The organism is bacterium (genome assembly GCA_021372535.1).
Taxonomy (GTDB): Bacteria; Latescibacterota; Latescibacteria; order Latescibacterales; family Latescibacteraceae; genus JAFGMP01.
Map to the genome: position 1 here is coordinate 1 of JAJFUH010000012.1, position 2096 is coordinate 2096.

The 2096-nt window shown below is 49.6% G+C and carries 1 protein-coding gene; it reads left to right on the top strand.

Features of this window, described 5'->3' with window-relative positions; all coding sequences use genetic code 11:
* Nucleotides 1-886: 886 nt before the first annotated feature.
* The coding region (locus tag LLG96_01100; protein ID MCE5248794.1) for a hypothetical protein at nt 887-2096 on the top strand (1210 nt) is incomplete at its 3' end.

Below are 2096 nucleotides of genomic sequence, written 5' to 3' on the forward strand. Positions count from 1 at the left end.
CGCCTCCGACTGACTTATCCTCCCAGACTCTACCTCTCCCACCACATGCAGCTTCAATACCTCCGTAAACCGCACTCCCATTCCCTCTTTCATCCTTGACTCCTTGTCCCTTCTTCTGTAAACTTATTTCAGGACAAGACACCCCCTTTTTAAGGGGGGAGCGGGTTTTGGGGCACTTTCATCCCTCTTTCCTCTATAAGGGGAAACGGCGGAGCCGAGGGGGATCAATCATTTGAGCTGATTTAACTGGATAACCGGTTTTTATTATTGCTCCGGCGATTAAGAGGGCTGTGAAAAAGGATATTTTCACGGGCCCTATAATGAAATGTATTGTTTTGATGCTGTCAAGGGCATGTAAGCCTGTTCCCGAATCATTAATCGGGAATCGGCACTTTGTGCCGACCCTTGACAGCTTATATCCACACGTACAGACTTTATCACAAGGCTTTTAAACAGTGAAATATATTTCGGAAATTGAGCCCTATAAAGGTGATTCGATACAATCTGTGTAACTGCGCACCAAGCCGTCATTCCCGCGAAAGCGGGAATCCATGTTTTTTTTACCTCCGGTATCATTCTTTATTCGCCGGAGCAATAGTATTGCTCCGATGGTTATACCGTGACATCGGATTATGTCATGCCGAACGTGTTTCGGCATTTGTTTCGAATATCGATAACAGTATTTGAATTGTTTGGGTTTCGTGTTTACATCTGCCGAATTCATGTCAAGGCTCGTCCAAAGGATGACTTGTCCTGGCCTCGACATGGAGGAATGGCATATATTTCAATATGCGGTGAGTGAGAATGTCGATTCTCATTCACCGCTAAAAGGAAAAAATGTAAATACATTTCCAAAACATTACACGCTCAACTGTGCGGAAGTCGGATGAATGACATTGCTCATCTGCAGCCGATTGATTTTGTGGTAATTGCCGGTTATTTTGCGATAATCGTATTTATCGGGGCATTCTTCACAAAATTCGTTCGTCAGGCGAAGGATTATTTCACCGCCGGTGCGAACATTCCCTGGTGGCTTGCGGCCATATCCCTGTGGATGGCTTCGTTTTCTTCCCTCTCGTTCGTCAATTATGCCGAGCTCGGTTACAAGTATGGTTTTACGGCGCTGACACTGTACTGCATCAGCGTTCCGGGGATGATTGTCGGCGCTTACCTTTTTGTAGGCCGCTGGCGACGAGCCCGTCAGGTGAGTCCCATCGGGTTTATCGAAACGCGGTTCAGCCCGGCGCTCAGGCAGATTTTTGTCTGGACCGGCATCCCGCTTCGGCTTGCGGACAATGCCATACGGATATATGCGACTGCCATCTTTATTGTCGCGGCGCTTTCGAGCGAGTGGTTTACCCTGTCACGGATTATCTGGATTACGGGGTTCATCACGCTCGGTTATTCGCTGTTTGGAGGCCAGTGGTCGGTCATCGTGACCGATTTTGTCCAGTTCATCATACTGTGTCTTGCGGTGTGCATGGTTTTCCCCCTTACCATCCGCGAGGTGAACGGCGTCGGCTCGTTTTTCCACAACATGCCCGAGGGTTTTTCATCCCTGCTCCATCCGCCGTACGACCTTTACCAGCTCATAACGTGGGTTGTCCTCCTGTTTTTCAGTGTCAATGCCGGATGGTCGATGATTCAGAAATACAACTGTGTCTCCAGCGAGCGGGATGCCCGGAGGATGGTCTATGCGGTCGCGGCATGGAGTATCGTCGGGCCGATCATCTTTTATACTCCCTCGATGATGGCCCGTGTCGTCGTTCCGGGACTCGAAAACCCCCGTTTTGCCTATGCGGTCATCAGTCTGAGGGTACTCCCCGTCGGACTCATGGGGGTCATGATCGCCGCGATTTTTTCCGCCACGCTTTCGACACTCAGCAACGAGTTCATCATGCTGTCGAGTGTGCTGACCAATGATTTCTATGCGAAAAAGATACATCCCGGCGCATCTCAGGAGCGTCTTATCGGGGTCGGACGTCTCAACATGCTGATAGTCGGCATCCTTACCATTGGGATTTCCGTGCTGCTTCAGCACATTCGGGGAATGAATCTTTTCGACATCATGGTCAAGGCGTATACCGCTTTCGCCC